Genomic DNA, 22707 nt, shown 5'->3' with positions numbered 1-22707 from the left:
CCGCGCGTCACACGAGGGCGGCGTCCACTCCGCATTCTGGCCGCCCGCGCGGCATCGCGTCACCGCCTGTGGACAATCAGTGCTGCGGGTCGATCTCGCGCAGCAGGCCGGTCGTCACGTCGAAGATGAAACCCCGGACGTCGTCGGTGTGGGGCAGGAACGGCGAGGTCCGGACGCGCTGCATGGACTGCCGGACATCCTGCTCCAAGTCCTTGAAGGCCTCCACCGCCCACGCCGGGCGCTGCCCGACCTCGGCCTCGATCTCGTGGCGGAAGTCCTCGGTCAGGGTGAGCAGGCCGCAGCCCGTGTGGTGGATGAGGACGACGGAGCGGGTGCCGAGGGCGCGCTGGCTGATGGTCAGCGAGCGGATGATGTCGTCGGTGACGACGCCGCCCGCGTTGCGGATGGTGTGGCAGTCGCCGAGCTCCAGGCCCAGCGCCGCGTGCAGGTCGAGCCTGGCGTCCATGCAGGCGACGACGGCGACCTTGAGGACGGGGCGGGCGTCCATACCCGGGTCGGTGAAATGGGAGGCGTACTCGGCGTTGGCCTGAACCAGACGGTCCGTGACCGTCGGCTGCCGGGTGCTGTCGGGGCTCTGGGGCGCCGGCTGGGACGCGGATATCGACATATGAACGACGGTAGTCGGCACAGCGGCCCCAAGCCCGTTACGGAGACCACAAAATCCTGCCCATAACCTTCCCTGTGAGGTAAGCCACACGGGTGGCGGCCCCCCTGCCGTCCGGGTGAACGGCGCCGTTCCCGCCAACATCACGAGCGCCGGGCGGCCGCGCCGCGCCCGTGCCGGGACGCGCTGGCCGGTTGGTTGACCGGGGGGACGAGTGGACTAAAGTGGCGCGAAGTGGGAGGCCTGACGCTCCCCCTGGACACCGAAAGCCCGCACGTGTGCGACGCGGACGTACCCCTCGGCCTCCTCCCGCTCCCCGGTCGCCCGGCGCCCCTTCCCCGGTGCCGGGCAGGCCGCTTCCCCTTGGAGCGGGTGGGGACCCGGGGATACGGACGCCCGCGCGCCCGGGCACCCCGAACTCAGAAGGGCGCATGAGCAGCAACGCGCGACACGTCCCCGTCATGCTCCAGCGCTGCCTGGACATGCTCGCTCCCGCTCTCACCGAGCCCGGCGCCGTCGTCGTCGACTGCACCCTGGGCGCCGGCGGGCACAGCGAGGCGCTGCTCAAGACCTTCCCCGAGGCCCGGCTCGTCGCCCTCGACCGTGACCCCACGGCCCTGGCGCTCGCGGGCGAGCGGCTCAAGCCGTACGGGGAGCGCGCCACGCTCGTCCGGGCCGTCTACCACGAGCTGCCCGAGGTGCTGGGGCGGCTCGGCATCCCGAAGGTCCAGGGCGTCCTCTTCGACCTCGGCGTCTCCTCCATGCAGCTGGACGAGGCCGACCGCGGCTTCGCCTACGCGCAGGACGCCCCGCTGGACATGCGCATGGACCAGACGACCGGCATCAGCGCGGCCGAGGTCCTCAACACGTACGCCCCCGGCGACCTCGTGCGCATCCTGCGCGCCTACGGCGAGGAGAAGCAGGCCCGCCGGATCGTCGAGGCCGTCGTCCGCGAGCGCGCCAAGGAGCCGTTCAGCAACAGCGCCCGGCTCGTGGACGTCATCCGCGAGGCACTGCCCCAGGCCGCCAAGCGGCACGGCGGCAACCCCGCCAAGCGCACGTTCCAGGCCCTGCGCATCGAGGTCAACGCCGAGCTCGCGAGCGTCGAGGCGGCCATCCCCGCCGCCGTCGCGGCCCTCGCCGTCGGCGGCCGCATCGCCGTGCTGTCCTACCAGTCCCTGGAGGACCGCATCGTCAAGCAGGTGTTCGCCGCCGGCGCCGCCACCACCGCGCCGCCCGGCCTGCCCGTCGTCCCCGAGCGCTACCAGCCCCGCCTGAAGCTGCTCACCCGCGGCGCCGAACTCCCCACCGAGGAAGAGGTCGCCGAGAACCGGCGGGCCGCCCCCGCGCGGCTGCGCGGCGCCGAACGCATCCGCGAGGACATCCGGTGAGCCCGGCAGCCCGCCGGGGCACCCGGCTGGGCCGCCTGGTGGGTCCCGTCGGAGCCAGGCGCACCCCCTTCGTCCTCCTCGTGGTGGTGCTGCTCGGCTCCGGCCTGATCTCCCTGCTCCTGCTCAACTCCGCCCTCAACCAGGGCTCCTTCGAACTCTCCCGCCTCCAGCGCAAGACCACCGAGCTCACCGACGAGCAGCAGGCCCTCCAGCAGGAGGTCGACCAGCTCGCCGCCCCCGACGCCCTGGAGCGCCGCGCCCGCGAGCTCGGCATGGTCCCCGGCGGCAACCCCGCCTTCCTCAGCCCCGACGGCACGGTCCGCGGCCAGCCGTCCCCGGCCGGCGACGGCACGGTGGCCTACCGCGCGCCCGCGCCCGCCGGCCCCGGCCCCCGGCCCGCCCTCCTGCCCGCGCCCCGCCCGGCAGCCGTGCGCGCGCCGGCCGCCGCCCCCGCACCGCCCCCCGCCGGTGCGCCCGCCCGCCCCGTACCGCCGCCGGCCCCCGCGCCGGCCCTCGTGCCCGCTCCCCAGGCAGTGCCGACCACCCCGACCTCCGGCAGGTGACGCTGTGCCGCAGAACCCCGGGGCCCGGCCCCCCAGGCAGCCCGGGCCGGCCCGCCGCCGCGTCCCCGAGCCCGCCCGCCCCCCGGCCCGCCCCGCGCGCCTGAAGGCCGCCGCCGACCGGCCCCTGCGGCTCGGCAGCCCCCGGCCGCGGCTGCGCATGGTCGGCTTCGGCCTCACGCTCGTCCTGCTCGTCTTCACCGTCCGGCTGCTCCAGGTACAGGCCTTCGACGCGAGCGCCTACGCGGCCCGCGCCAACGTCAACCGGTACATTCCGGTCACCCTGGCCGCCGAGCGGGGCACCGTCACCGACCGCTCCGGGGTCGACCTCGCCACCACCGTCGACGCGTACGACATCACCGCCGCACCCGACCTGCTGACCCCCGAACGCATCAAGACCACGGGCGCGGCCCGCCGGGCCGCGGCCCTGCTCGCCCCCGTCCTCGGCGAGCGCCCCGCCGTCCTGGAGCAGAAGCTCACCGCCAACCCCAAGTCCAAGTACGTCGTCCTCGCCCGCCGGCAGCCCCCCAAGGTCTGGAACAGGATCAAGGAGCTCAAGAAGGCGGCCGCCGCCCGCGCGCAGCGCAAGGAGGGCGCCGACGTCCTCGCCGGGGTCAACAGAGAACCGCACAGCAAGCGCGTCTACCCCAACGGCGGCCTCGCGGCCGGGATACTGGGCTTCGTGAACGCGGAGGGCCGCGGGGGCGGCGGCATCGAGGCCCAGTTCGACCGCGTCCTGGCGGGCCAGGACGGCAAGCTCGTCTACGCCCAGTCCGGCGGCCGCCAGGTGCCCACCGGCGACGTCAAGGAACAGCCCGCCGTGCCCGGCTCCGACATCGAGCTGACCATCGACCGGGACATCCAGTGGGCCGCCCAGAACGCCATCGCCCGCCAGGTGCAGGAGTCCGCCGCCGACCGCGGCTACGTCGTCGTCCAGGACAACCGCACCGGCGAGATCCTCGCCATGGCCAACGCCCCCGGCTACGACCCCAACGACCTCGCCCACGCCGACAGCGACGCCCTCGGCAACGCCGCCCTCCAGGACGCCTACGAGCCCGGCAGCGTCAGCAAGGTGATGACCATGGCCGCGGTCCTGGAGGAGGGCGCGGCCACCCCCGCGACCCACGTCGAGGTGCCCAACCGGCTGCCGCGCGCCGACCGCTCCTTCGCCGACGACGTCGACCACCCCACCTGGCACCTGACGCTCAACGGCGTGCTCGCCAAGTCCAGCAACATCGGCACGATCCTCGCCGCCGAGCAGCTCGGCAAGGACCAGGAGCAGGCCAACCAGGTCCTCCACTCGTACCTGCGGAAGTTCGGCATCGGCGAGCCCACCGGCCTGGGCTTCCCCGGCGAGACGCCCGGCATCCTCGCCCCGCCGGCCAAGTGGCAGGGCTCCCGGCAGTACACCATCCCCTTCGGCCAGGGCCTGTCCCTCAACGCCGTCCAGGCCGCCTCCGTCTACTCCACGATCGCCAACGGCGGCGAGCGCATCCGGCCCACCCTCGTGCGCGGCACCAAGGGCCCCGACGGCCGCTTCACCCCCGCGCCCGTCCCCGAGCGCACCCGCGTCATCAGCGACCGCACCGCCCGGGAGCTCGCCACGATGCTGGAGTCCGTCGTCGACGACCGCGAGGGCACCGGCACCAAGGCCAAGATCCCCGGCTACCGCGTCGCGGGGAAGACCGGCACGTCCAACCGGGTGGACCCGCGCACCGGCCGCTACCACGGCTACACCGCCTCCTTCGCCGGCTTCGCCCCCGCCGATCAGCCGCGCCTCACCGTCTACTGCGCCATCCAGAACCCCACCAAGGGCAGTTACTTCGGCGGCCAGATCTGCGGACCCGTCTACAAGCAGGTGATGGAGTTCGCCCTGAAGACCCTGCAAGTCCCCCCGTCCGGCACCCAGCCGCCCCGGCTGCCGGTGAGCTACGACGACGAGTGAGCCGGGACCGGCCGTGACGACCATCACTCCCGATCCCGGGAACCGCGACGCGGGACGCCCCTCGCTTCGCGACGGGGCGGGTGCGCCCGGTACGCTCACCGCCGTGCCACACGCTGATCAGTCCCACCCCAGCCCCCAGGGCGCCCCCGCCGCGACGCCGGGTGCGCCCCGCCCCGCCCACGTCCGCCCCGCGCCCCTCGCGGAGCTGGCCGGTCAGCTGGGCATCCCCGCTCCGCAGGGCCCCGCGGCCGCCGTCACCGGCATCACCCACGACTCGCGCGCCGTGCGGCCGGGCGACGTCTACGCCGCCCTGCCCGGCGCCCGCTTCCACGGCGCCGACTTCGCCGCCCAGGCCGCGGGCCTCGGCGCCGTCGCCGTGCTGACCGACGCCGCGGGCGAGGAGCGCGCCGCCGCCACGGGCCTGCCCGTGCTGACCGTGCCCGACCCGCGCGCCGTCATGGGCGAGCTGGCCGCCACGATCTACGGCCGGCCCGGCGAGCAGCTGCTCCAGATCGGCATCACGGGCACCTCCGGCAAGACCACCACGGCGTACCTGATCGAGGGCGGCCTGCGGGCGGCCGGCGCGAAGACGGGCCTGATCGGCACCGTCGAGTCGCGGATCGGCGACGAGCGGATCAAGTCCGAGCGCACCACCCCCGAGGCCACCGACCTGCAAGCGCTCTTCGCCGTCATGCACGAGCGCGGCGTCGGCTCGGTCGCCATGGAGGTCTCCAGCCACGCCCTGCGGCTCGGCCGCGTCGACGGCTGCGTCTTCGACGTCGCGGTCTTCAACAACCTCAGCCCGGAGCACATGGAGTTCCACTCCGGCATGGAGGACTACTTCCAGGCCAAGGCGGAGCTCTTCACCAAGGCCCGCAGCCGCGCCGGCGTCGTGAACCTCGACGACGAGTACGGCCGCCGGCTCGCCGCCGGCGAGTCCGAGGTGCCCGTCACCACGTTCTCCGCCGAGGGCCACCCCGACGCCGACTGGCGCGCCGCGGACGTCGAGATCGGCCCCTTCGACTCCGTCTTCACGATCCTCGGCCCCCGCGGCGAGCGGGTCCGGGCCAAGGCGCCCCTCGCCGGCCCGTTCAACGTCGCCAACGCCCTCGCGGCCGTCGTCGCCCTCGTGGCCGCCGGGATCGACCCGCAGACCGCCGCCGACGGCGTCGGGGCCGTCCCCGGCGTGCCCGGCCGCCTGGAGCGCGTCGACGCCGGCCAGCCCTACCTCGCCGTCGTGGACTACGCCCACAAGACGGACGCCGTCGAATCGGTTCTCCGCGCGCTGCGCAAGGTCTGCGAGGGCCGCATCCACGCCGTCCTCGGCTGCGGCGGCGACCGCGACACCACCAAGCGCGCCCCGATGGGCGCGGCCCTCGCCCGGCTCGCCGACACCGCCGTGCTGACCTCCGACAACCCCCGCTCCGAGGACCCGCTCGCGATCCTCGCCCAGATGCTGCAAGGCGCCGCCGAGGTGCCCGTCCACGAGCGAGGCACCGTCCTGCTGCTGGAGGACCGCGCCGACGCCATCGCCGCCGCGGTCGCCCGCGCCGACGCCCGTGACATCGTCCTCGTCCTCGGCAAGGGCCACGAGCAGGGCCAGGACATCAACGGCGTCGTCCGCCCCTTCGACGACCGCCAGGTGCTGCGCGGGGCCGTCGAAGCCGCGCAGCAGCGCTCGTTGACCACGCACCGGAACGACCAGGGATGACAGACCGCCATGCGCGCACAACCCTCCCCCCGGAAGCTCTCCCGAACGGCCGGAGGTAAATCTCAGTGATCGCTCTGTCCCTCGCCGAGATCGCCGCCATCGTCGGCGGGCAGCAGCACGACATACCGGACCCGGACGCCCGGGTCACCGGTCCCGTCGTCATCGACTCCCGGGCGACGCAGCCCGGCAGCCTCTTCGTCGCCTTCGCCGGAGAGCACGTCGACGGCCACGACTACGCCGAGCGCGCCGTCGAGGCGGGCGCGACGGCCGTGCTGGCCGCCCGCCCCGTCGGCGTCCCCGCGATCGTGGTCGCCGACGTCGAGCGGGCGCTCGGCGCCCTGGCCCGCGCCGTCGTCGAACGGCTGGGCACCACCGTCGTCGGCATCACCGGCTCCGCCGGCAAGACCAGCACCAAGGACCTGACGGCCCAGCTGCTGGAGCGCCTGGGCGCCACCGTCTGGCCCCCCGGCTCGCTCAACAACGAGATCGGCCTGCCGCTGACGGCGCTGCGCGCCACCGAGGAGACCCGGCACCTGATCCTGGAGATGGGCGCCCGCGGCATTGGCCACATCCGCTACCTGGCCGAGCTCACCCCGCCGCGCATCGGCGTCGTCCTCAACGTCGGCACCGCCCACGTCGGCGAGTTCGGCGGCCGCGAGAAGATCGCCGTGGCCAAGGGCGAGCTCGTCGAGGCGCTGCCCGCGGCGGAGGACGGCGGCGTCGCCGTGCTCAACGCCGACGACCCGCTCGTGCGCGCCATGACGGCCCGTACGAAGGCCCGCACCCTCCTCTTCGGCGAGGCCCCCGACGCCCACGTGCGCGCCGAGGACGTCCGGCTGACCGCCGACGGCCGGCCCGCCTTCACGCTCCACACACCCACCGGGTGCGCCGACGTGACCATGCGGCTGTACGGTGAGCACCACGTGTCGAACGCGCTCGCCGCGGCCGCCGTCGCCCATGAGCTGGGCATGCCCGCAGAAGAGATCGCGTCCGCGCTCTCCGGGGCGGGCCAGCTCTCCCGCTGGCGGATGGAGGTCACCGAGCGTGCGGACGGCGTGACGATCGTCAACGACGCCTACAACGCGAACCCCGAATCCATGCGAGCCGCGCTGCGCGCGCTGGCCGCCATGGGCGCAGCCGCTGCGGCGAAGGGGGCGCGCACGTGGGCGGTGCTCGGCCGGATGGCCGAGCTCGGTGAGGAGTCGCTCGCCGAGCACGACGCGGTCGGGCGGCTCGCCGTCCGGCTCAATGTCGGCAAGCTCGTGGCAGTCGGGGGCAGGGAAGCGGCCTGGCTGCAGATGGGCGCCTATAACGAGGGTTCGTGGGGTGAGGAGTCGGTGCACGTGTCCGACGCGCAGGCGGCGGTCGACCTGTTGCGCAGCGAGTTGCGCCCGGGTGACGTCGTGCTGGTGAAGGCGTCCCGGTCGGTGGGGCTGGAGTGGGTGGCCGAGCAGCTGCTCGCCGTCGACGGTGAGGTCGCCGGCTGATGAACCAGATCCTCTTCGCGGGTGTCATCGGTCTCTTCCTGACCCTCATCGGCACCCCGCTGCTGATCAAGTTCCTCGCCCGCAAGGGCTACGGCCAGTTCATCCGCGACGACGGCCCGCGCGGCCACGCCGGGAAGAAGGGCACGCCCACCATGGGTGGCATCGCCTTCATCCTGGCCACCCTGATCGCCTACGCCCTGACGAAGGTGATCACCAGCCACGAGCCGACCTTCTCCGGTCTGCTGGTGCTGTTCCTGACGGCGGGCATGGGCCTCGTCGGCTTCCTCGACGACTACATCAAGATCGTCAAGCAGCGGAGCCTGGGCCTGCGGGCCAAGGCGAAGATGGCCGGACAGCTGATCGTCGGCATCGCCTTCGCCGTCCTCGCGCTCCAGTTCGCGGACACCCGCGGCCAGACCCCGGCCTCCACCCGGCTCTCCTTCACCCAGGACTTCGGCTGGTCCGTCGGCCCGGTCATCTTCGTGGTGTGGGCGCTGTTCATGATCCTCGCGATGTCGAACGGCGTGAACCTCACCGACGGCCTCGACGGCCTGGCCACCGGCGCCTCCGTGATGGTCTTCGGCGCGTACGTCTTCATCGGCACGTGGCAGCACGGGCAGTCCTGCGGCAACCCGCTGACCGCCGGCGCCGCCTGCTACGAAGTGCGCGATCCGCTCGACCTGGCGGTCGTCGCCTCGGCCCTGATGGGCTCCTGCTTCGGCTTCCTGTGGTGGAACACCTCGCCCGCCAAGATCTTCATGGGCGACACCGGCTCGCTCGCCCTCGGCGGCGCGCTGGCGGGCCTCGCCATCTGCTCGCGCACCGAGCTGCTGATCGCCCTCCTCGGCGGCCTCTTCGTCCTGATCACCATGTCCGTCGTGATCCAGGTCGGCTCCTTCCGGATGACCGGCAAGCGCGTCTTCAGGATGGCCCCCCTCCAGCACCACTTCGAGCTCAAGGGGTGGAGCGAGGTCCTCGTGGTGGTCCGGTTCTGGATCATCCAGGGTCTGTGCGTGGCCATCGGCCTCGGAATCTTCTACGCGGGATGGCTGGCCATCAAGTGAACCCCTCTCTCTGGAGCGGCAAGAACATCACCGTCGCCGGCCTCGGCGTGAGCGGCATCAGCGCCGCCCGCGCCCTGGCCGGCCTCGGCGCCCGGGTGACGGTCGTCGACGGCGGCGACAGCCCGCTGCTGCGCGAGCGCGCGGCCGGCCTGGAGGCGGCGGGCATCACCGTCCGCCTCGGGGACGCCGAGACCCTGCCCGAGGGCACGGAGCTCGTCGTCACCTCCCCGGGCTGGAAGCCGTCGAGCCCGCTGTTCGCGGCCGCCGAAGCGGCCGGCGTGGACGTCGTGGGCGACGTCGAGATCGCCTGGCGCCTGCGGGGCGAGAGCGGCCGCAAGCCGGCCGCCTGGCTCGCGGTCACCGGCACCAACGGCAAGACCACCACGGTCCAGATGCTGGCCTCGATCCTCCGGGCCGCGGGCCTGCGCACGCGCGCCGTCGGCAACATCGGCACGCCGATCGTCGACGTGGTGCTGGGCGACGAGGAGTACGACGTCCTCGCCGTCGAGCTCTCCAGCTACCAGCTGCACTGGGCGCCCTCCGTCCGCGCCCACTCCGCGGCCGTCCTGAACCTCGCCCCCGACCACCTCGACTGGCACGGCTCCATGAAGGCGTACGCCGCCGACAAGGGCCGGATCTACGAGGGCAACCAGGTCGCCTGCGTCTACAACGCCGCCGACCCCGCCACCGAGCACCTGGTCCGCCAGGCCGACGTCGAGGAGGGCTGCCGCGCCATCGGCTTCACGCTCGGCGCACCCGGCCCGTCCATGCTCGGCGTCGTCGAGGGCATCCTCGTGGACCGCGCTTTCGTCGAGGACCGCCTGACCACCGCTCAGGAGCTCGCCGAGGTCGCCGACGTCAAGCCCGCGGCCCCGCACAACGTCGCCAACGCCCTCGCGGCCGCGGCCCTGGCCCGCGCCTTCGGCGTGGAGCCCGCGGCCGTCCGCGACGGCCTGCGCGCCTTCCGCCCGGACGCCCACCGCATCGCCCACGTCGCGGACGTCGCCGGCGTCGCGTACGTGGACGACTCCAAGGCCACCAACACCCACGCCGCCGAGGCGTCCCTCGCGGCCTACGAGTCGATCGTGTGGATCGCCGGCGGCCTCGCCAAGGGCGCCACCTTCGACACCCTCGTCACCAAGGCCGCCAAGCGGCTGCGCGGCGTCGTCCTCATCGGGGCCGACCGCGCCCTGATCGCGGAAGCGCTGGCGCGACACGCCCCGGATGTCCCGGTCGTCGACCTCGACCGGACCGACACTGGGGCGATGGCCGCGGCCGTGCGCGAAGCCGCCCGGCTCGCCGGGCCGGGGGACACCGTGCTCATGGCCCCGGCCTGCGCCTCGATGGACATGTTCACGGACTACAACAAGCGCGGCGAGGCCTTCGCCGAGGCGGTGCGGGACCTGGCCGGCCAGGAGTCCGGCGGCGGCGCGGGCGCCTAGCGGCACGGCCCCGTGCGGCGGCCGGAGGCCTTCTCGGATCCGGGAGGCACCTCCCGCCGGTTCTCGCCGGGCCCTGCCGGTTCCCGGCGGTGCGGCCGCCCGCCGCCGGAGACGAGCGAAGGGGACACCCGGATGCACGCGGACGACACCCTGGGGCCCTCCGGCCCCTGGACGGCCCTGCGCGGCCCCGTCGCGCGCTCCGGGCCCGCCCGGACGGCCCGCCCGCGCCCCGCAGGGGCCCGTGGAGGCGGCGCGGGGCGCGGCGGGCCCGGACGGCCCGGCCCGGCCCGCGGCAGCCTCCTGGGCGGCCTCAGGCAGCTCCACAGGCGCGCCAAGCGGGCCTGGGACCGCCCCCTCACCGCCTACTACCTGGTGATGGGCGGTTCCCTGCTGATCACCGTGCTCGGCCTGGTCATGGTCTACTCGGCCTCGCAGATCAAGGCCTTGCAGAACGGCCTGCCGCCCACGTACTTCTTCCGCAAGCAGCTGCTGGCGGCCGCGATCGGCACCGTGATGCTGCTGGTGGCCGCGCGCATGCCCGTACGGCTGCTGCGGGTCTTCGCCTACCCCGCGCTCGCCGGGTCGCTCTTCCTGCTCTGCCTGGTGCAGGTGCCCGGCATCGGCCAGACCATCAACGGCAACACCAACTGGATCTCCCTCGGCGGCCCCTTCCAGCTCCAGCCGAGCGAGTTCGCCAAGCTCGCCCTGGTGCTGTGGGGCGCTGACCTGCTGGCACGTAAACAGTCCAAGAAGCTGCTCACCCAGTGGAAACACCTGCTGGTGCCGCTGGTGCCCGTCACCTTCGTGCTGCTCGGCCTGATCATGCTGGGCGGCGACATGGGGACCACCGTGGTGCTCACCACGGTGCTGCTCGGGCTGCTGTGGGTGGCCGGGGCGCCCACCCGGCTGTTCGCCGGGGTCTTCGGCGTCACCGCCGTGCTGGCCGTCCTGTTCATCAAGACCAGCGCCAACCGGATGTCCCGGCTGGCGTGCATCGGGGCCACCGACCCCGGCGACCACGACCAATGCTGGCAGGCCGTGCACGGAATCTACGCGCTGGCCAACGGCGGATGGTTCGGCGCCGGACTCGGAGCGAGTGTGGAGAAATGGGGCGAACTCCCCGAACCTCACACGGACTTCATCTTCGCCATCACCGGCGAGGAGCTGGGCCTGGCGGGGACGCTGTCGGTGCTCGCCCTCTTCGCGGCTCTAGGCTATGCGGGTATCCGCGTGGCCGGACGCACGGAGGACCCCTTCGTGAGGTACGCCGCGGGAGGTGTGACCACCTGGATCACGGCCCAGGCCGTGGTCAACATCGGTGCGGTGCTCGGCCTGCTGCCGATCGCCGGTGTCCCCCTGCCGCTGTTCTCCTACGGAGGGTCCGCCCTGCTGCCGACCATGTTCGCCATCGGGCTGCTGATCGCCTTCGCGCGCGACGAACCCGGTGCGCGGGCGGCGCTGGCCATGCGGCAGCCTGGGGTGAGATGGAAGACGATGAGACGGCGCGTCAAGAAGCGACCGTCCGGAGAGCGGTGAATTTCGGTGCATGTCGTACTCGCCGGTGGGGGGACCGCCGGCCACATCGAGCCCGCGCTCGCCCTCGCGGACGCCCTGCGCAGGCAGGACCCGACCGTGGGGATCACGGCGCTCGGCACGGAGCGGGGCCTGGAGACCCGCCTCGTGCCCGAGCGGGGCTATGAGCTCGGCCTCATTCCCGCCGTACCGCTGCCCCGCAAGCCCACACCCGAGCTGATCACCGTCCCAGGGCGGCTGCGCGGCACGATCAAGGCGGCCGAGCAGATCCTGGAGCGCACCAAGGCGGACTGCGTGGTCGGCTTCGGCGGCTACGTGGCCCTGCCCGGCTACCTGGCCGCCAAGCGGCTCGGCGTGCCGATCATCGTGCACGAGGCCAACGCCCGGCCCGGCCTCGCCAACAAGATCGGCTCGCGCTACGCCGCCGGGGTCGCGGTGTCCACCCCGGACAGCAAGCTGCGCAACGCCCGCTACGTGGGCATCCCGCTGCGCCGCACCATCGCCACCCTGGACCGGGCCGCCGCCCGGCCGGAGGCGCGGGCGTACTTCGGGCTCGACCAGAACCTGCCCACGCTGCTGGTCTCCGGCGGCTCGCAGGGCGCCCGCAGGCTCAACGAGGTCATCCAGGCCGTCGTCCCGTTCCTCCAGCGGGCCGGCATCCAGATCCTGCACGCGGTCGGTCCGAAGAACGACCTGCCGCACGTGGACAACATGCCCGGAATGCCGCCCTACATCCCGGTACCGTACGTGGACCGGATGGACCTCGCGTACGCCGCGGCCGACATGATGCTCTGCCGCGCGGGCGCGATGACCGTCGCCGAGCTGTCCGCCGTCGGGCTGCCCGCCGCCTATGTCCCGCTGCCCATCGGCAACGGCGAACAGCGGCTGAACGCCCAGCCGGTGGTCAAGGCCGGCGGCGGACTGCTGGTGGACGACGCCGAGCTGACGCCCGAATGGGTGCAGCAGCACGTGCTCCCGGTCCTCGCCGACCAGCACCGGCTGTACGAGATGTCCCGTGCCGCCGCCGAGTTCGGCCGCCGGGACGCCGACGACCTGCTCGTCGGCATGGTGTACGAGGCGATCGCCGCCAAGAGAGCGGGCTGAGGGCCCGGAGCAGGAGGCTGGACAGTGGCCGGACCGACGACCGCCCGGCGCGGTGGCGCGAAGAGCAAGAAGTCGGTGCGGCCCGGTTCCGGCGGCAGGACCGGCCCTTCCCGGCCCGCCGGGAAGCCGGCCGGGAAGAAGCCGCCGGGGCGCGGTTCGCGCCGCCCCGGCCTCCGCTCCGGACTGCCGCGCGGCCGCCGGCTGATCCTCTGGGCGGTGGCCGCCGTGCTCGCCGGCGGTGCCGCCGGATGGGCGCTCTACGGCTCCACCTGGCTGCGCGCCACCCGGGTGGAGGTCTCCGGCACCCGGGTGCTGACGCCCGATGAGGTGCGGGCCGCGGCCGACGTGAAGCTCGGCGGCCCGCTGGTCTCCGTGGACACCGATGCCATCGGGGAGCGGCTGCGCGCCGCCCTGCCGCGGATCGAATCGGTCCATGTCGAGCGCTCCTGGCCGCATGCGGTCGGCCTGAAAGTGGTCGAGCGGCAGCCGAAAGCGATCGTCCAGGACACTTCGGACTCCGCGAAGCGCGGAAAGTTCATCGAAATCGACGGTGCGGGCGTGCGGTTCGCCACAGTCGATCAAGCCCCGTGGGGCGTCCCCAGGCTGACCGTGGAGCCCTCCGCGACCGCAGAGGCCAGCCTGAGCCGGTTCGGCCCCGAGCGTTTGGAGCGCGAGGGCGTCCGGGTCGCCGAGGCCCTGCCCGCGGACGTGCGCGCGGACACCCTGGCCATCCGCGTACGCTCGTACGACTCGATCACTCTGGAGCTGACGGGCGATCGGACGGTCGTCTGGGGGAGCGGCGAGCGAGGTGAAGCGAAGGCTCGCGCGCTGACGGCTCTGCTGAAGGCCGCGCGGGGCGCGGATCACTTCGATGTGAGCGCCCCCAGCGCTCCCGCGGCGTCGGGGAGTTGACGGCCGGGGTGGCCGGGCAGCACCCTGACTGGCTACGGCTATGGGTGATCACATAGGGTGAAAAGAAAAACGGGAGGTTCGGCGTGTTCGTTGAACGCGCGCGGCTTGTCGACTTACTGTCCTGTTCGGAGAACCCCAGCGAACAGCGGCACAGGTAACCCTAAACTTCACGTTGAGGGTTCGGGTCGGCACTGAACCGTCCCCCAGGCATACGTAACTCGAGGCGAGAGGCCTTCGACGTGGCAGCACCGCAGAACTACCTCGCAGTCATCAAGGTCGTCGGCATCGGCGGCGGTGGCGTGAACGCCATCAACCGGATGATCGAGGTCGGTCTCAAGGGCGTCGAGTTCATCGCGATCAACACCGATGCACAGGCCCTGCTGATGAGCGACGCCGACGTCAAGCTCGATGTCGGTCGCGAGCTCACCCGCGGCCTCGGCGCCGGCGCCAACCCCGATGTCGGCCGCAAGGCCGCCGAGGACCACCGCGAGGAGATCGAGGAGGTCCTCAAGGGGGCCGACATGGTCTTCGTGACCGCGGGCGAGGGCGGCGGCACCGGCACCGGCGGCGCCCCCGTCGTCGCCAACATCGCCCGTTCGCTGGGCGCCCTGACGATCGGTGTGGTCACCCGCCCGTTCACCTTCGAGGGCCGCCGCCGAGCGAACCAGGCGGAGGACGGCATCGCGGGTCTGCGCGACGAGGTCGACACCCTCATCGTGATCCCGAACGACCGGCTGCTGTCCATCTCGGACCGTCAGGTGAGCGTGCTCGACGCGTTCAAGTCCGCGGACCAGGTGCTGCTGTCGGGCGTGCAGGGCATCACCGACCTGATCACCACCCCGGGCCTGATCAACCTCGACTTCGCGGACGTCAAGTCCGTGATGTCCGAGGCGGGCTCGGCGCTCATGGGCATCGGCTCGGCGCGCGGCGACGACCGCGCGGTGGCCGCGGCCGAGATGGCGATCTCCTCGCCGCTGCTGGAGGCGTCCATCGACGGCGCCCGCGGCGTCCTGCTCTCCATCTCCGGCGGCTCCGACCTCGGTCTCTTCGAGATCAACGAGGCGGCTCAGCTGGTCAGCGAGGCGGCCCACCCCGAGGCCAACATCATCTTCGGCGCCGTCATCGACGACGCCCTGGGTGACGAGGTCCGGGTCACCGTCATCGCCGCCGGCTTCGACGGCGGCCAGCCGCCGGCCAAGGGCAGCCGCGACAAGGTGCTCGGCTCCTCCTACGGCTCCGGCCGCGAGGAGACCCCGGCCGCGGCGGCCCCCCGCCCGGCGACCCCGGCCGAGCCGGTCCGCCCGTCCTTCGGCGGCCTCGGCAACGTCACCCCGCGCACCGAGGAGCCGGCCCCCGAGCCGGCGCCGGTCAATGAGCTCCCCCCGCCGCCGCCGGTCTCCCCGCACGTCCCGCCGGCCCGCCCGTACCAGGACTCGACCGCCGAGGAACTGGACGTTCCGGACTTCCTCAAGTAGGAAACGAGCGAGTGAGCGGCATAGGACAACAGCACGCAGTGACATCGGGAACTGTGTCGTCTGAACAGCATGCGAGCGGCGCGCACTTCGCCTTCACCGACAGGTGGGGCGGGGTGAGCGCCGCTCCGTTTGACGAGCTCAACCTCGGCGGCGCGGTCGGCGACGACCCCGCCGCCGTCCGGGCCAACCGGGAGCGCGCGGCGGCGTCGCTCGGCCTCGCCGCCGCGGACGTCGTCTGGATGAACCAGGTGCACGGGCGGGACGTGGCCGTGGTCGACGGTCCGTGGCGGTCCGGCGAGGTTCCGGCGGTCGACGGAGTGGTGACGGCCCGCCGGGGTCTGGCCCTCGCGGTCCTGACCGCCGACTGCACCCCGGTGCTGCTGGCCGACCCGGTCGCCGGGGTCGTGGGCGCGGCCCACGCCGGCCGCCCGGGCCTGGTCGCCGGAGTGGTTCCCGCGACCGTCGAGATGATGATCACCCTCGGCGCGGACCCCGCCCGGATCCTCGCCCGCACCGGCCCCGCGGTCTGCGGGCAGTGCTACGAGGTGCCGGAGCAGATGCGGGCCGAGGTCGCCGCGGCCGTGCCCGAGGCCTGGGCCACCACCCGGCAGGGCACCCCCGCCGTGGACGTGGCCGCGGGCGTCCGGGCCCAACTCGCCCGGCTCGGCGTGATGATGAGCGGACAATCTCACATCTGCACGCTGGAGTCGGCCGATCACTTCTCGTACCGGCGCGAGCGCACAACGGGGCGACTTGCTAGCTATGTCTGGTTGGACTGAGGGCTGTGACGGACCGCAGAACGGAACTCGCTGACAATCTGGCCCGCGTGGAGGAACGTATCTCCAAGGCCTGCTCCGCGGCGGGCCGCCCGCGCGAGGACGTGACCCTGATCGTGGTCACCAAGACCTACCCCGCCTCCGACGTGCGGCTGCTCGCCGGACTCGGGGTGCGGCACGTCGCGGAGAACAAGGACCAGGAGGCCGCGCCGAAGGCGGCCGAGTGCGCGGACCTGCCGCTCACCTGGCACTTCGTCGGACAATTGCAGACGAACAAGGTTCGTTCCGTGGCGAGTTATGCCGACTTTGTGCATTCGGTCGACCGGGCGCGGCTCGTCACCGCGCTCTCGGCCGCGGCCGTGAAGGCCGGCCGGACCCTGGACTGCCTGATTCAGGTGGCACTTGACGCAGAGTCGGGTGAAAGGGGTGAAAGGGGCGGGGTCGCGCCTGACGGTGTGACAGAACTCGCCGACGCCCTCGCCGCGGCCGAAGGAGTCCGCCCCGCGGGCCTGATGACGGTGGCTCCGCTCGTCGGAACATATGCCGGGCGACCGGGGGCCGCCTTCGGCCGGCTCATGGAAATCTCAACGGGCCTGCGCGCGGCCCATCCTGCTGCGAACATGGTGTCAGCAGGGATGAGCGCGGATCTGGATGACGCGGTGGCCGCCGGAGCGACACATGTACGTGTCGGATCGGCGGTACTCGGAGTCCGACCCAGGCTCGGGTAACGTCGCCAAGAAGTCGGACCACAGCAAAAAATATGGTCATTCCCGTCAGAAGGCGGGCAGACCGCGTGGATCCAAGGCGCCGCTGACGGAGCCGATCCACCACAGAGCGGAGGACGCAGAGAATGGCCGGCGCGATGCGCAAGATGGCGGTCTACCTCGGCCTCGTGGAGGACGATGGGTACGACGGCCCGGGGTTCGACCCCGACGACGAGTTCGAACCCGAGCCGGAGCCCGACCGACGCAGGCAGCAGCATCAGCAGCAACACCTCGCACAACAGACGCAATCGGACGAACCGGTTCGAGTCGCCCAGCCGCCTGCACAGCGCGAACCCGCTCCGCTCACAGCGGAAACGGGACGACCCGCCCGAATCGCCCCCGTGGCGTCCATCACACCCGAACGCCACTCTCTGGAGAAGAACGCACCGGTGATCATGCCCAAGGTTGTGTCCGAGCGGGAGCCCTACCGCATCACGACATTGCACCCCCGGACCTACAACGAAGCCCGTACCATCGGGGAACACTTCCGCGAGGGCACCCCGGTGATCATGAATCTGACGGAGATGGACGACACGGATGCGAAGCGACTTGTCGACTTCGCCGCCGGCCTCGTCTTCGGTCTCCACGGCAGCATCGAGCGGGTGACGCAGAAGGTGTTCCTGCTGTCTCCTGCTAACGTCGATGTCACGGCGGAGGACAAGGCCCGCATCGCAGAGGGTGGGTTCTTCAATCAGAGCTGAGACGCAATACCTGGCGACACCGGGAGAATGACGGCCGAACAGGCCGGGTACGAGCAAGGGGAGAGGGAAGCGCGAGATGAGCATCGCACTACAGGTGATCTACATCGCGCTGTATTGCTTCCTGTTTGTACTGATCTTCCGACTGGTGATGGATTACGTCTTCCAGTTCGCTCGCTCATGGCAACCCGGTAAGGCGATGGTGGTCATCCTTGAGGCCACCTACACTGTCACCGATCCGCCACTCAAGCTTCTGCGGCGGTTCATTCCGCCGCTGCGTCTCGGGGGCGTGGCGCTCGACCTGTCCTTCTTCGTATTGATGATTATCGTCTTCATCCTGATCCGCGTCGTGGAGCAGGTGTGAACGATACGGTCTTGCCGATTGCCGACGACTACGTTGAGGTGAAGAAGAGATGCCGTTGACCCCCGAGGACGTGCGGAACAAGCAGTTCACGACCGTCCGTCTCCGAGAAGGCTATGACGAGGACGAGGTCGATGCCTTCCTGGACGAGGTCGAGGCCGAACTGACCCGTCTGCTCCGCGAGAACGAGGACCTGCGCGCCAAGCTGGCCGCCGCCACGCGTGCCGCCGCGCAGAACCAGCAGCAGGGCATGCGCAAGCCCGAGCCGCAGGACCAGCGACCCGGCGGGGCTCCGGTGCCCGCCGCCATATCGGGACCGCAGCCGGTGCCGCAGCAGCAGCCGATGGGCGGCCCGCCGCAGCTGCCGGGCGGTGCCCCGCAGCTTCCGGCCGGCCCGAGCGGTCACGGCCACGGTCCCCAGGGTCCGCACGGTCCCGGCCCGATGGGGCAGAACGGTCCCGGTCCGATGGGTCAGAACGGCCCGATGGGCGGCCCCATGGGCGGTCCCATGGGTCAGAACGGTCCGATGGGTCAGAACGGAATGGGGCAGAACGGTCCTATGGGTCAGAACCCCATGGGTCAGAACGGTCCCATGGGCGGCCCGCAGCTGCCGCAGCCGGGTCAGGGCCCGGGCGGCGACAGCGCTGCCCGCGTGCTCTCGCTCGCCCAGCAGACCGCCGACCAGGCGATCGCGGAGGCCCGTTCCGAGGCCAACAAGATCGTCGGCGAGGCGCGCAGCCGCGCCGAGGGCCTGGAGCGGGACGCCCGCGCCAAGGCCGACGCCCTGGAGCGGGACGCGCAGGAGAAGCACCGCGTCGCGATGGGCTCCCTGGAGTCCGCCCGCGCCACGCTGGAGCGCAAGGTCGAGGACCTGCGCGGCTTCGAGCGCGAGTACCGCACGCGTCTGAAGTCCTACCTGGAGAGCCAGCTGCGCCAGCTGGAGAACCAGGCGGACGACTCGCTGGCCCCGCCCCGCAACCCCAACACCCCGTCGCTGCCCGCGGCCCCCTCGATGAGCGGGTCGATGGCTCCGGCAGGTGCGGGCATGGGCGGCCACAGCATGGGCGGCAACCCGTCCATGGGTGGCAACAGCTCGATGGGCGGCAACTCCTCCATGGGTGCCCCGTCCTACGGCGGTCAGCAGCAGATGTCCCCGGCGATGACCCAGCCGATGGCACCGGTGCGGCCGCAGGGCCAGCAGCCGATGCAGCAGGCGCCGTCCCCGATGCGCGGCTTCCTCATCGACGAGGACGACAACTGAGGCGCCTGCCCGGCCGCTAGTCGGCAGTCGGTCGGTCGGCAGTCTTAAAGGGCCGGGCCCCTGGGATTTCCCAGGGGCCCGGCCCTTTTTGCGCACCGCATAGCAGCGCGTTTCGCCCGTCGGGCAATACGACATATGACAATTGCCGGGCGAGGGATTCCCTCGCCCGGCAATTGTCGGTTTTATCAGGCCTTGGTCCCGCTCCCGGCCTAGGCCTTGCGGAGACGGAACGTCAGCGAAAGGGCCTCGTCGGTGAAAGGCTCACCGTAGGAGCCGTCGGCCTCGCCCTCGGCGAAGTCGGTGGCCAGGACCTCGTCCGCAATCAGGGCGGCGTGCTCCGAGAGGGCGGTACGGACTTCCTCGTCCGCCGACTGCCAGCGCAGGGCGATCCGGTCGGCGACATCGAGGCCGCTGTTCTTCCGGGCCTCCTGGATGAGCCGGACCGCGTCACGGGCGAGACCCGCGATGCGCAGCTCCGGGGTGATCTCCAGGTCGAGCGCGACCGTGGCGCCCGAGTCCGAGGCCACCGACCAGCCCTCGCGGGGCGTTTCGGTGATGATGACCTCGTCGGGGGAGAGGGCGACCGTCTCGCCGTCCACCTCGACCGAGGCCGTGCCCTCGCGCAGGGCCAGGGACAGCGCCGCGGCGTCGGCCGCGGCGACGGCCTTGGCGACCGCCTGGACGCCCTTGCCGAACCGCTTGCCCAGGGCACGGAAGTTGGCCTTGACGGTGGTGTCGACCAGGGAGCCGCCGCCCGCTGCACCAGCGGAGGAATCAGCGAGGGAGGCGAGGGAGGAGACGTTGAGCTCCTCGGTGATCTGGGCGCGCAGTTCGGCGCCCAGCTCCTCGAAGCCGGCCGAGGCCACCAGCGCGCGGGAGAGCGGCTGGCGGGTCTTGACGCCGGACTCGGCGCGCGTGGCGCGGCCCAGCTCGACCAGGCGCCGCACGAGCAGCATCTGCTGCGACAGCTTCGGGTCGACGAGGGCGGCGTCCGCCACCGGCCACGTGGCCAGGTGGACCGACTCCGGGGCCTGCGGGTCGACGGGGACGACCAGGTCCTGCCAGACGCGCTCGGTGATGAACGGCACCAGCGGGGCCATCAGCCGGGTCACGGTCTCGACGACCTCGTGGAGGGTGCGCAGCGCGGCCGCGTCGCCCTGCCAGAACCGGCGGCGCGAGCGGCGCACGTACCAGTTGGACAGGTCGTCGACGAAGGAGGACAGCAGCTTGCCGGCCCGCTGGGTGTCGTAGGCCTCCATGGCCTCGGTGACCTGGCCGACGAGGGCGTTGAGCTCGCCGAGCAGCCAGCGGTCCAGCAGCGGGCGGTCGGCCGGGGCCGGGTCCGCGGCGCTGGGCGCCCAGCCGGTGGTGCGGGCGTAGAGGGCCTGGAAGGCGACGGTGTTCCAGTAGGTGAGGAGCGTCTTGCGGACGACCTCCTGGATGGTGCCGTGGCCCACGCGGCGCGCGGCCCACGGGGAGCCGCCGGCGGCCATGAACCAGCGGACGGCGTCGGCGCCGTGCTGGTCCATCAGCGGGATCGGCTGGAGGATGTTGCCCAGGTGCTTGGACATCTTCCGGCCGTCCTCGGCGAGGATGTGGCCCAGGCAGACGACGTTCTCGTACGACGACTTGTCGAAGACGAGGGTGCCGACGGCCATCAGCGTGTAGAACCAGCCGCGGGTCTGGTCGATGGCCTCGGAGATGAACTGCGCCGGGTAGCGCTGCTCGAAGAGCTCCTTGTTCTTGTACGGGTAGCCCCACTGCGCGAACGGCATCGAGCCCGAGTCGTACCAGGCGTCGATGACCTCCGGCACGCGCACGGCCGTGTGGGAGCAGCCCTCGGCGGTGCAGGTGAAGGTCACGTCGTCGATGTACGGGCGGTGCGGGTCGAGGCCGCTCTGGTCGGTGCCGGTGAGCTCGGAGAGCTCGGTCAGCGAGCCGACGCAGGTGAGGTGGTTGTCCTCGCAGCGCCAGATGGGCAGCGGGGTGCCCCAGTAGCGGTTGCGGGAGAGCGCCCAGTCGATGTTGTTGTTCAGCCAGTCGCCGAAGCGGCCGTGCTTGACCGACTCGGGGAACCAGTTGGTCTTCTCGTTCTCCTCCAGCAGCCGGTCCTTGATCGCCGTGGTGCGGATGTACCAGGACGGCTGCGCGTAGTAGAGGAGCGCGGTGTGGCAGCGCCAGCAGTGCGGGTAGCTGTGCTCGTAGGCGATGTGCTTGAAGAGCAGGCCGCGCGCGGAGAGGTCCTCGACGAGCTTCTCGTCGGCCTTCTTGAAGAACTGGCCGCCGACGAGGTCGAGGCCCTCCTCGAAGGTGCCGTCCGGGCGGACCGGGTTGACGACCGGCAGGCCGTAGGCGCGGCAGGTCCTGAGGTCGTCCTCACCGAAGGCGGGCGCCTGGTGGACCAGACCCGTGCCGTCCTCGGTCGTCACGTACTCGGCGTTGACGACGAAGTTCGCGCCCTCCAGCTCGACCAGGTCGAACGGGCGGCGGTACGCCCAGCGCTCCATCTCGCGGCCGGTGAAGGACTGACCGGTGGCCGTCCAGCCCTCGCCCAGGGCCTTCTCCAGCAGCGGCTCGGCGACGACGAGCTTCTCGGTGCCGTCGGTGGCCACGACGTAGGTGACGTCGGGGTGGGCGGCGGCCGCGGTGTTGGACACCAGCGTCCACGGGGTGGTCGTCCACACCAGCAGCGAGGCCTCGCCCGCGAGCGGGCCGGAGGTCAGCGGGAAGCGGACGAAGACGGACGGGTCGACGACCGTCTCGTAGCCCTGGGCCAGCTCGTGGTCCGAGAGGCCGGTGCCGCAGCGGGGGCACCAGGGGGCCACGCGGTGGTCCTGGACGAGGAGGCCCTTGTTGAAGATCTCCTTGAGGGACCACCACACGGACTGGACGTACTCCGGGTCCATCGTGCGGTACGCGTCGTCCAGGTCGACCCAGTAGCCCATGCGGGTGGTGAGCTCGGCGAACGCGTCGGTGTGGCGGGTGACGGACTCGCGGCACTTGTCGTTGAAGGCCGCGATGCCGTACGCCTCAATGTCCTGCTTGCCGGAGAAGCCCAGCTCCTTCTCCACCGCGAGCTCGACCGGCAGGCCGTGGCAGTCCCAGCCGGCCTTGCGGCCGACGTGGTAGCCCTGCATCGTGCGGAAGCGGGGGAAGACGTCCTTGAAGACGCGGGCCTCGATGTGGTGCGCGCCCGGCATGCCGTTGGCGGTGGGCGGGCCCTCGTAGAACACCCACTCGGGGCGGCCCTCGGACTGATCGAGCGTACGGGCGAAGATCTTCTGCTCGCGCCAGAACTCGAGCACGGCGTGCTCCAGGGCGGGCAGGTCGACCTGAGCGGGCACCTGGTGGTACTGCGTCATCGGCTTCCTCCGGCGGGACGGTTGGTGCGCTGTCCTGTCGGAGGGACGAGACGCGCCTGCGCGCTCCCGCGGTACCACCCTCCTTGGCCGCGGGCCCGCTGGCCCCCGGCCCCCTCATTAGGGTCGCGACGCCGGCTCTACTGACCCCTGGGGCGACCCACGGGGCGTTCTTCCGGCGGCTCCGGGCTGATCTTCACCCCGCGCACACCTCCGGGCTCGCACCGTCCCCGGATCGC

18 protein-coding genes are annotated in these 22707 nt (G+C 72.1%); 16 read left to right on the top strand and 2 right to left on the bottom strand.

The window, feature by feature from the left end; all coding sequences use genetic code 11:
• Positions 1–76: 76 nt before the first annotated feature.
• Positions 77–628 carry a beta-class carbonic anhydrase gene (locus D7231_RS07955; RefSeq protein ID WP_120754232.1) on the bottom strand — a complete coding sequence of 184 codons (552 nt, stop codon included), beginning with the start codon at positions 626–628 and terminating at the stop codon, positions 77–79.
• Between the two features lie 428 nt (positions 629–1056).
• On the opposite strand from D7231_RS07955, the gene rsmH reads away from it, so the two are divergent.
• The 16 genes from rsmH to D7231_RS07870 all read left to right on the top strand — a co-directional run bounded on the left by rsmH (position 1057) and on the right by D7231_RS07870 (position 19109).
• Positions 1057–2016, top strand: coding sequence for a 16S rRNA (cytosine(1402)-N(4))-methyltransferase RsmH (gene rsmH / locus D7231_RS07950; protein WP_120754231.1), 960 nt, complete (start codon positions 1057–1059; stop codon positions 2014–2016).
• Positions 2013–2579, top strand: coding sequence for a cell division protein FtsL (ftsL, locus tag D7231_RS07945; RefSeq protein WP_120754230.1), 567 nt, complete (start codon positions 2013–2015; stop codon positions 2577–2579). The genes rsmH and ftsL overlap by 4 nt, the downstream gene beginning before the upstream one ends.
• Positions 2580–2583: 4 nt before the next feature.
• Complete coding sequence (locus D7231_RS07940) at positions 2584–4521, top strand: peptidoglycan D,D-transpeptidase FtsI family protein (RefSeq protein ID WP_241999614.1); 1938 nt, start codon at positions 2584–2586, stop codon at positions 4519–4521.
• A gap of 13 nt (positions 4522–4534) precedes the next feature.
• Positions 4535–6232, top strand: a complete 1698-nt coding sequence (locus D7231_RS07935) for a UDP-N-acetylmuramoyl-L-alanyl-D-glutamate--2,6-diaminopimelate ligase (protein WP_120754229.1) — start codon at positions 4535–4537, stop codon at positions 6230–6232.
• Between the two features lie 65 nt (positions 6233–6297).
• Entirely contained in the window at positions 6298–7719 is a 1422-nt protein-coding gene (locus tag D7231_RS07930; protein WP_120754228.1) for a UDP-N-acetylmuramoyl-tripeptide--D-alanyl-D-alanine ligase, read from the top strand.
• Entirely contained in the window at positions 7719–8783 is a 1065-nt protein-coding gene (gene mraY / locus D7231_RS07925) for a phospho-N-acetylmuramoyl-pentapeptide-transferase (RefSeq protein WP_030364703.1), read from the top strand. Before D7231_RS07930 ends, mraY begins: the two co-directional genes overlap by 1 nt.
• Positions 8780–10225, top strand: coding sequence for a UDP-N-acetylmuramoyl-L-alanine--D-glutamate ligase (gene murD, locus D7231_RS07920; RefSeq protein ID WP_120754227.1), 1446 nt, complete (start codon positions 8780–8782; stop codon positions 10223–10225). Before mraY ends, murD begins: the two co-directional genes overlap by 4 nt.
• A 132-nt stretch (positions 10226–10357) precedes the next feature.
• Positions 10358–11761 (top strand): putative lipid II flippase FtsW, encoded by a 1404-nt coding sequence (ftsW, locus tag D7231_RS07915; RefSeq protein ID WP_120754226.1) that lies wholly within the window; start codon positions 10358–10360, stop codon positions 11759–11761.
• Positions 11762–11767: 6 nt separating this feature from the next.
• Complete coding sequence (murG, locus tag D7231_RS07910; protein ID WP_120754225.1) at positions 11768–12862, top strand: undecaprenyldiphospho-muramoylpentapeptide beta-N-acetylglucosaminyltransferase; 1095 nt, start codon at positions 11768–11770, stop codon at positions 12860–12862.
• Positions 12863–12886: 24 nt separating this feature from the next.
• The gene (locus D7231_RS07905; RefSeq protein WP_120754224.1) at positions 12887–13774 is read left to right on the top strand and encodes a cell division protein FtsQ/DivIB; all 888 of its coding nucleotides are present in this window, start codon (positions 12887–12889) and stop codon (positions 13772–13774) included.
• A 239-nt stretch (positions 13775–14013) separates the two neighbouring features.
• The gene (gene ftsZ / locus D7231_RS07895; RefSeq protein WP_120754223.1) at positions 14014–15249 is read left to right on the top strand and encodes a cell division protein FtsZ; all 1236 of its coding nucleotides are present in this window, start codon (positions 14014–14016) and stop codon (positions 15247–15249) included.
• Positions 15250–15302: 53 nt separating this feature from the next.
• The gene (gene pgeF / locus D7231_RS07890) at positions 15303–16028 is read left to right on the top strand and encodes a peptidoglycan editing factor PgeF (RefSeq protein ID WP_120754222.1); all 726 of its coding nucleotides are present in this window, start codon (positions 15303–15305) and stop codon (positions 16026–16028) included.
• Between the two features lie 5 nt (positions 16029–16033).
• A complete protein-coding gene (locus tag D7231_RS07885) occupies positions 16034–16753 on the top strand; it encodes a YggS family pyridoxal phosphate-dependent enzyme (protein WP_120754221.1) in 720 nt (239 codons plus the stop codon).
• Between the two features lie 122 nt (positions 16754–16875).
• On the top strand, positions 16876–17490 hold the full coding sequence (locus D7231_RS07880; RefSeq protein WP_030364711.1) for a cell division protein SepF: 615 nt from the start codon (positions 16876–16878) through the stop codon (positions 17488–17490).
• Between the two features lie 76 nt (positions 17491–17566).
• Complete coding sequence (locus D7231_RS07875) at positions 17567–17851, top strand: YggT family protein (protein WP_030364712.1); 285 nt, start codon at positions 17567–17569, stop codon at positions 17849–17851.
• Positions 17852–17900: 49 nt separating this feature from the next.
• A complete protein-coding gene (locus D7231_RS07870) occupies positions 17901–19109 on the top strand; it encodes a DivIVA domain-containing protein (protein WP_120754220.1) in 1209 nt (402 codons plus the stop codon).
• A gap of 209 nt (positions 19110–19318) precedes the next feature.
• Here D7231_RS07870 and ileS read toward each other — a convergent pair whose 3' ends face one another.
• Positions 19319–22471, bottom strand: a complete 3153-nt coding sequence (gene ileS, locus D7231_RS07865; RefSeq protein ID WP_199739323.1) for an isoleucine--tRNA ligase — start codon at positions 22469–22471, stop codon at positions 19319–19321.
• Positions 22472–22707: the final 236 nt, after the last annotated feature.

The sequence above is a fragment of the Streptomyces klenkii genome (assembly GCF_003626645.1).
GTDB lineage: Bacteria > Actinomycetota > Actinomycetes > Streptomycetales > Streptomycetaceae > Streptomyces > Streptomyces klenkii.
This window is presented reverse-complemented; position numbering and strand designations above follow the sequence as displayed.

Excerpts from the sequence above, each read along its gene's own strand:
- D7231_RS07955 (WP_120754232.1), bottom strand. The coding sequence starts at position 628 with ATGTCGATATCCGCGTCCCAGCCGGCGCCCCAGAGCCCCGACAGCACC.
- rsmH (WP_120754231.1), top strand. The coding sequence starts at position 1,057 with ATGAGCAGCAACGCGCGACACGTCCCCGTCATGCTCCAGCGCTGCCTG.
- mraY (WP_030364703.1), top strand. The coding sequence starts at position 7,719 with ATGAACCAGATCCTCTTCGCGGGTGTCATCGGTCTCTTCCTGACCCTC.
- ftsW (WP_120754226.1), top strand. The coding sequence starts at position 10,358 with ATGCACGCGGACGACACCCTGGGGCCCTCCGGCCCCTGGACGGCCCTG.
- D7231_RS07880 (WP_030364711.1), top strand. The coding sequence starts at position 16,876 with ATGGCCGGCGCGATGCGCAAGATGGCGGTCTACCTCGGCCTCGTGGAG.
- D7231_RS07875 (WP_030364712.1), top strand. The coding sequence starts at position 17,567 with ATGAGCATCGCACTACAGGTGATCTACATCGCGCTGTATTGCTTCCTG.
- D7231_RS07870 (WP_120754220.1), top strand. The coding sequence starts at position 17,901 with ATGCCGTTGACCCCCGAGGACGTGCGGAACAAGCAGTTCACGACCGTC.
- ileS (WP_199739323.1), bottom strand. The coding sequence starts at position 22,471 with ATGACGCAGTACCACCAGGTGCCCGCTCAGGTCGACCTGCCCGCCCTG.